This is a genomic window from Carnobacterium sp., from assembly GCF_032094055.1.
Lineage (GTDB): Bacteria > Bacillota > Bacilli > Lactobacillales > Carnobacteriaceae > Carnobacterium_A.
The window spans coordinates 1-7925 of the sequence record NZ_DAMDAK010000046.1; the positions used below are offsets into that span (position 1 = coordinate 1).

At 38.0% G+C, this 7925-nt stretch carries 6 protein-coding genes; 2 read left to right on the top strand and 4 right to left on the bottom strand.

Annotated features, from left to right (window positions below; translation table 11 throughout):
• Positions 1-772 (top strand): helix-turn-helix domain-containing protein (locus RT405_RS08210; protein ID WP_313469039.1); only part of this gene is annotated, 772 nt, incomplete at its 5' end.
• Between the two features lie 77 nt (positions 773-849).
• Here the strand turns inward: RT405_RS08210 and allD are convergent.
• The 3 genes from allD to allC are packed head-to-tail and all read right to left on the bottom strand — an operon-like array spanning position 850 to position 3963.
• A complete protein-coding gene (gene allD / locus RT405_RS08215; protein WP_313469040.1) occupies positions 850-1914 on the bottom strand; it encodes an ureidoglycolate dehydrogenase in 1065 nt (354 codons plus the stop codon).
• Between the two features lie 18 nt (positions 1915-1932).
• Positions 1933-2718: a (S)-ureidoglycine aminohydrolase gene (gene allE / locus RT405_RS08220; protein WP_313469041.1), complete on the bottom strand. Its 786-nt coding sequence runs from the start codon at positions 2716-2718 to the stop codon at positions 1933-1935.
• An 18-nt stretch (positions 2719-2736) separates the two neighbouring features.
• A complete protein-coding gene (gene allC / locus RT405_RS08225; protein WP_313469042.1) occupies positions 2737-3963 on the bottom strand; it encodes an allantoate deiminase in 1227 nt (408 codons plus the stop codon).
• Between the two features lie 287 nt (positions 3964-4250).
• Between allC and RT405_RS08230 the strand changes: the two genes are divergently transcribed.
• Complete coding sequence (locus RT405_RS08230) at positions 4251-5684, top strand: bifunctional metallophosphatase/5'-nucleotidase (protein ID WP_313469043.1); 1434 nt, start codon at positions 4251-4253, stop codon at positions 5682-5684.
• Positions 5685-6125: 441 nt separating this feature from the next.
• Here the strand turns inward: RT405_RS08230 and RT405_RS08235 are convergent, their stop codons facing one another.
• Positions 6126-7760 (bottom strand): peptide ABC transporter substrate-binding protein, encoded by a 1635-nt coding sequence (locus tag RT405_RS08235; RefSeq protein ID WP_313469044.1) that lies wholly within the window; start codon positions 7758-7760, stop codon positions 6126-6128.
• Between the last annotated feature and the right edge of the window lie 165 nt (positions 7761-7925).

Genomic DNA, 7925 nt, shown 5'->3' on the forward strand with positions numbered 1-7925 from the left:
AGTAGAAACTCAACAGTCTGCACAACCCCAACAAAAAAATTGGATCGATTACGGGAGTAAATTTGGGATGCAACAGTCTACTTATTATCAAGTTGTCTATGTGAATCCTATCAATAACCTTGATCAAGAGATGGAGGTACTGCTGCAAGAGGAAAAAACCACTCTCGCTGCTCAATGGCTGGAGGAACAGTTACCGCTTCTAGTCCAAAACACGGTAATTTTCCGTTTAAAACACACACACCATCTCGCCATTCTTTTTCAAAAGAAACAACCAGGAGGATTAGAAGACATTCTTTTACAAATTGCAGAACAACTCTTTGCCGTTCTGCCTATCCAATTGGCCTTTTCATTTGGGACTCCACATGAACGGATGGATTTTATCGGCACTTCTTATGTAGAGGCAAAGTTAGCTTATGAAGAAGCTGCAAGCATGGATGTGCAACCTCTTATTCACCACTATCATCATATGGGGATAATGAATTTATTCGAACGGGCTGAAACTGAAGAAGTTCATTATTTTTGCCAGTCTATTTTAAAGGAACTGGCTTACCCAGAAGAAGAAAATCTGATTGAATTAAGAAAAACGCTTAAAACTTATCTTGATTTCCAATGTGAAATCGCAAAAACAGCAAAAGAATTATTTATTCACCGAAATACAGTAAAATACCGCATTGATAATTGTGAAACAATTGTTGGCATGCCTATTGCAGATCCGATCAATAGTCTCAATTTACGCTTAGCGCTGTCTTTGTCCCAACAAGAAAATCATTGAAACTAAAAGGATGCATACTCTAGTTTGCTAGGGCATGCATCCTTTTCATTATCCTATTTTCATGAACGTTTATCAGGTCAGCTGGAAAAAGCGTCTTTACCATCATATTGGTCAAAATGTACCGTCTCACTCAATAAGTATTCATAAATACTTTTTTCAATAGGAATGCCTTCTTTTTGGTACTTTTCGTAATTTAATTGACTGAGTTCTCCTGGATAATAAACTTGATCAAATCCATCAGCTGGTTTGATTTCATGCAATTCTGTAATAACTTGATCCATTTTTTCTTTGAATAGATCCAAATCTGTAAACCGTTTTGGATCAATCAAGATAAATAATTGACCTAAGTCGCGTCCTTCAGAAATTTTATCGTACATCGAGGTCACGTGTTTGCCAAATGGTAATCCTAAAAGGATACCTGACAGTACATCAACCATCATCATTAATCCATACCCTTTTGGTCCAGCAATCGGCAATAATCCATTGACCGCATGAGAATCTGTTGTCGGCTTACCTTCTTTGTCTACTGCCCAAGTACTAGGAATTTCTACGTTTTTTGAGCGTGCATCTAAAATTTTTCCCCATGCTTGAACCGTTGTCGCCATATCAAATACGACAGGAGCTCCAGTTTTACGTGGTGCAGCAAAAGCAATCGGATTGGTTCCATAATAGTTTTCTGTTCCACCGAATGCCACAACCATCGGATCAGATTGACACATTGAGATGCCGATCAAATCTTGCTCAGCTGCTTTCTTCACATAATACGACAAAGCTCCGCTATGACTCATTTTAGATATGCCAAGTACTGCAACCCCTGATTCTTTGGCAAGTGGGATAGCTTCTGATAAAGCACGATTTGCGACAAATTGCCCCATGCCGTTATCACCATGAAAAATAGCTGTACTTGGTCCGGTTACTTCCAACTCCATTTTGGGGTCTAACGTAACGCCACCTTTAGCAATTTGTTCAGCATAATAATCTACCCGAACTGCTCCGTGCGAGTGAATGCCACAAGAATCTGCAAATACAAGATGATTTGCGACTTCTTGAGCTTGTTCTGTATATAACCCTGCTTTTTCAAGCTTTGCTTTAATTAATTGATGCAAATCAGAAGGTGATACGATTACTGTTGTTTCTGTCATTGTTTAGTCACCGTCCGTTTATAGTTCTGGATCACGGTTGCAATCTTTAGAGTATACGTAACTCAATGATTCACCGCGTCCGACTGCATATGCTGCTTGGGGGCTATATGCTCCCATGAAAATATAATCGCCTTTTTCTACCGGCATCCATTCATTATCTAAATTGTACATTCCTTGTCCAGATAAAATATAGGCTCCATGTTCTTGAACATGAGTTTCTATATACCCATGACTTGCCCCCGGTTTGAAAGATAAAATGTGGAAATTCATATCGAAGCCTAAATCTTTTGGCAATAAATCCCAGATCAGAACGTCTTCCATATCTTCGTATTCAACTGGTTCAATGTCATTGACATTGCTGAATACCGTATGAGCGGCATAACCTTCTAAAGGCTCGTAACGTTTTTTGTATAAGAAAATCTCTGTATCTTCTTTTTGGGCATTTTCTAGGTACAATTTAGCATCTGCTGGTACATAAGCATATCCACCTGTCGACAGCACTTGTTCTTCTTTGCCGTCACTTACTTTTAAAGATCCTTCAATGACATAAACAAACGTTTGAATGCCATCTCCGCCGAATCCCTGTTTGTTTCCGCCTTTTTCATGCAAAGTAATAATATAATCAACAAAACTCGCTCCTAATTTTGGAGAGGCTAATATAGTTAAATCACAATTTTCAAATCCGGGAACGGTATTTTTTACCAATCCATCATGTGGAATTAAAGCATAATTGTGTCGTTTGATTACAGAACGTGATTCAAGCAATCCGTCTCTGTAGCCTTGTATGTTATTTTTGTATCCCATTTTTATCATCCATTCTGCTTATTTGTAAGCTAAATTATATAAAGCACTGGCTAATGTTTTGACACCAGCAACTAAATCTTTTAACGTTGTAGCTTCATCCGGGTTATGGCTAATGCCTTTAATACTTGGAACAAAAATCATTGCTGTTGGGTAGTGCAGCGCAATGATTTGTGAATCATGTCCGGCACCGCTATGCATCACGCAATAATCCATTTTTTCAGTTTTTGCTGCTTCTTCGACAACAGAAACGATTGATTCATTCATTGGAACAGGAGCTTCATCCATCCATAAGTCAATCTCGATAGTCATTCCCATTTCTTCAGCAATTTCTTTCATTCGGTCTTCTAGGTCTGCTGTAAATTGTTTTAAGATGGAATCGTCGGTATGGCGACAATCGATTGTAAACAAGACTTCGCCAGGTACTACGTTGACAGTGTTGGGTTTTGGTTCTACTTTTCCAAAAGTCAATACAAGCGGATCACCAACTTCTTCTGCCTGTCTAATCGCTTCTGAACAGATTCTGCTAAAAGCGTAGACTGCATCTTTCCGATACTCCATAGGGGTAGTTCCTGCATGGTTGGCTTGGCCTTTCAAAATAACGGTATACCGTCTTTGACCGGCAATGCTGTTTACCACTCCAATTTGCAGATTTTTGTTTTCCAACACATTTCCTTGCTCGATATGAAGCTCAACAAAAGCTTTGATGTCGTTTCTTTTTACAGCATCCTCAGGTTTAAAATCAAATCCGCATGCTCGCATAGCATCAACAAACTTGACTCCTTTGAAATCTGCTATAGCCTCAACATCTTCTCTTTTTGCTTCGTTAACAAAATTTTTACTGCCCCAGAATGCTGTTGGAAAACGGCTGCCTTCTTCTTCAGCCATTGAGATAACTTCTAAAGACCGCAATGGTTGTCCATATGTTTCTTTCAAATAATAGATAGCCAAATAAGCAGCTATTACTCCATATTGGCCATCTAAGTTACCGCCATTTACAACCGTATCCATATGCGAACCTGACATAATCGTTTCTTCTGGGTAAGTTGAGCCTTCTAATCGCCCAAACAAGTTTCCGATTTCATCAAAGTGCGTCGACAGACCTATTTCTTCTAATTTTTCTTTTAATTTGTTTTGAGCTTCTAACCAGGAATCTGAATACAAGAGACGAGTCATACCACCTGTAGGATCATTTCCAATACTCGTAAACAAATCAATATTTTCTTTTAAAACAGTTTCCAGATTCATTATTATTCCCTCCTTGATTGCTTATCTGCATACCTATTGTAACCGTTTTTAAAACAGATAACATTATCAGTTTTGACAAAAGGAAGTGGGTTTTTGTGCAAAAGAGACAGTAACTAGTGTTGGTTCTTTATTCTGTCAAATGATTTATTCAAGTGTACTGTATGAATAGGGGTTAAACAAACTAAGCCCTTTTTGCCAGATAAAAATGGAGTAAACGGAATATTATCACTCTTTTTCGCTGACTGTTATACTAAAATAAACATCCTATATGAAAGCAGGGGAACAAAATGGAAAAAAACATCACGTTAGTCCAGATAAACGATACTCACAGCTATTTAGAAACTCATAATGAAGTTTTTTATGAAGGAGAGCAACTTGTATTTCGCAAAGCAGGCGGCTATGCCCGGATTCAGACTTTGTTAAAAGAAATGCGAAAAGACGGCTCTGTTGTTGTACTTGATAATGGTGATACAATTCATGGAACTTATGAAGCTGTCACTACAAAAGGCTGGAATATGGTACCGATTCTAAATGATTTAGGCATTTCCGCTATGACGTTTCACTGGGATACTGGCTATGGTCCGGAAAACTTGAAAAAAATCGGACACGCATTGAACTACCCAGTCTTAGCTATCAACGTTTTTAATAAAGAGACGGATGAGTTGGTTTTTGATCCTTATCGAATTCTTGAAGTTGAAGGTATTTCTATCGGCGTCATCGGAATTGCTTGCAATATTATTGATAAAACCATGCCAGCCAGCTTCAGTGAAGGCATCTATTTTACGATGGGACGAGAAGAACTACCGCACTATATCAATGAATTAAAAGAAAAAAAGGTTCAACTGATCGTCTTGTTATCTCATTTAGGGTTTCCACAAGACACAAAGTTGTTATCTGAAGTGGAAGGCGTCGATATTTGTTTGAGCGGACATACGCACAACCGTTTAGAAGACAGTGTAAAAATTGGTGAGACGACACTCATTCAATCGGGTTCCCAAGGCTCTTTTATCGGAAAATTAGCATTGACCTTAGAAAACGATCGGTTAAAAACGGTTGAACACCAGTTGATTCCGATCACAGAAGATATTACGGAAGATCCTGCTTTAAAAACGAAAGTGGAAGAAGCTGTTGCCCCATTTCGTGATCAGCTAGATACAAAAGTAGGAGAAACGGCTGTCAACTTACACCGCGGTCTTAATTTGGAAGGACCATTAGACAACTTTTTGTTAGATGCTATCCTTCATCATACGGGTTCCGATATCGCTTTTTCAAATGGCTGGCGTTACGGTGCTCCGATCGTGAAAGGCACTATTACCTTGAGAGATCTTTATCAAATTATTCCCATGGATCCTCCTATCTCTACTGCTGAACTTACAGGAGATGAGATTTGGGAAATGCTGGAAGAAAACATGGAAAATACTTACTCCGGTGATCCTTACCATCAAATGGGCGGCTACCTCAAACGAGCGGCCGGTTTGCACGCCTATTTAAAAGTAGAAAATCCAAAGGGACTGCGCATCCAAAAATTATTTATCGGCGAAAATGAGATTGATCGAAAGCAGACTTATCATGTCAGTTATGTAACTCATCAAGGCGTTCCGAAAAAATACGGCAAGAATCACAAGAACTTGGAAAAACATGCTGTTCAAGCGATGCAAGACTATCTTTCAGATATCCGTACGTATGATAAGCCTATGAAAGAATCTTTTCGGTTGATTTAATGATAGAAAAGATTAATCAATCTTAGAACAGTTTCATTTTAAAACCACAAAAAGCTTTCCTTATTCAATCAACAGGTTTTTCACTGTTTCGAATGAAGGAAAGCTTTTTGTATCGTAACTTTTACTTATTTTTTACCATTAATGTCACATTAAAATAACGCAAACTTCTTTTTACAATTTCAATCAGATCTTTTCGGTTATTACCGAAAAGCACATAATGTAAGAAATATCCCAATAATCGACTTATCGTGACTTAAAGATAGAAAATGTTAATCCTTAAGTCACGTAAAGAGGCTTAGCGTGACTTAAGACCACTACCGCATCTTCATTAGAGCACGCAACAAGATTTGTCTAATCAAATTTAACCCCATCGGACCTTTTGAAATAAGGTTAACTTTGAAGCAGATTGGTTGTTTGCTTTCAATGCAACACTTGTAATTTTTACTTAGTATTGTTTAGGTAAGCATATTTAAAACTTCTGCTGCCAAATACTGGGCGGTAAATATCTTTTACATACGGTTTTTCAAGATAAGCATCCGCTGTTTGGTAAATCGGCACATCTACATATTGTTCGCCTAACGCGACTTTTTCAGTTTCAATCAGAGTATTCCATCTACCTAATTTGTCATCGAATTGTTGGTTGCTTTTCTCTACTAATGCATCAATGTCTTCAAAAGAATAGTTTCCGCGGTTGATAGCTGTATCAAAGCGTTCAACAAAATTAATTGGGTCCGCAAAATCTGCTAACCAATAAGTCGTTGCCAATTGGTAATTTCCTTTTTTAACGTTATCCAATCTAGAATTATCGGGCATTTGGCGAACATTGATCGTTAAGCCAGGTAAATTCTTTTGGTATTCACTTTGAATAAACTCAGCTAACTTCTTACTGTCTTCACTGTCAGAAGTCGTCAATTCAAGTGAAATGGTATCCGTTCCAAGTTCTTTCAACCCTTCTTGCCAAGCCTTTTGAGCTTCCTCAACATCATATTGAGCTATATCGCCGGCGTCTTGTCGGAAATCAACACCTGTCTCTGGATTTTTAGCCAGTCCGTTTGGTACATGTCCGTAAATAGGTTGAGAACCATCTTGAAGTACATTATCAGTAAAAGATTGACGGTCAATAGCCAGCATTAATGCTTTTCGGATATTTTTGTTTTTTAATTCCGATACATCATGGTTAACTTCTATATAATAAATCCAAGCTTTGCTATTCGTCTTAAAATCAGGATTATCCTTATATTGAGGAACAAAATTTCCTGACAAAGCAATACTATCCAGTTGGCCTGATTCATACAAGTTGATTCCCGTTCCAACCTCTTTTACGATTTGGGTTTCTATTTCGTCAAGCTTAACAGTATCCTTATCCCAATACTGTTCATTTTTTACGTATTTCCAAGAGTCGCCTTTGGCAGCGTTCCAATCAGCAAGCACAAAAGGACCGTTATATATGGTGTTTTCAGCATTCAACCCGTAATTTCCGCCTTGTTCCGTTACAAATTCTTGGTTTTGCGGGAAATAGCAAGGGATCGTCAGCACATCAAGGAAATAAGGAACAGGCTGTTCTAGGGTAACTTTTAGCGTCTTATCATCAAGAGCTTCTACACCTAATTCACTGACTTCTTTATCTCCGTTCAGAATCGCTTCAGCATTTTTAACAATGCCAGAGAACAAATACGCATAACCAGAACCATTTGCCGGATCCACCATCCGTTGCCAAGCAAAAACATAATCAGCAGCAGTCACTGGTGTTTCATTTGACCACTTGGCATCTTTACGTATGGTAAACGTATACGTGAGTCCATCTTCAGAAAGTTCCGGCATCTTTTCTGCATCGGCTGGTACAAGAGTTCCCTTTAAATCATAAGCAACTAAGCCTTCAAAAACATTATTCATCGGTGTAAAGTTCGTCGTAGAAATGGTCGTATCCATTGTATCCATTTCTGATTCTGCTGCTAAATGCAGAACTTGCTTTTCTTCTTTAGGATTTTCTGCTTTCTCTTTATCTGTATTATTTCCGCATCCGCTTAGAACCGCCAATAACGCAGTTGTTAAGAATAAACTCTTTTTTATCTTCATTTGTTTTTCCCCTTTTATCTTATTTTTTATTAAAGTTATGAAAACAACTTATTTTTCTAAAAGAGCTGGACTACAGTTAACATCGCTCCCATAACTGAATTTGATTGGCTAACATCCTCTTAACTTCCTTTCTTTATAAAAAAATACAAAAAAAGTGCATGAGTC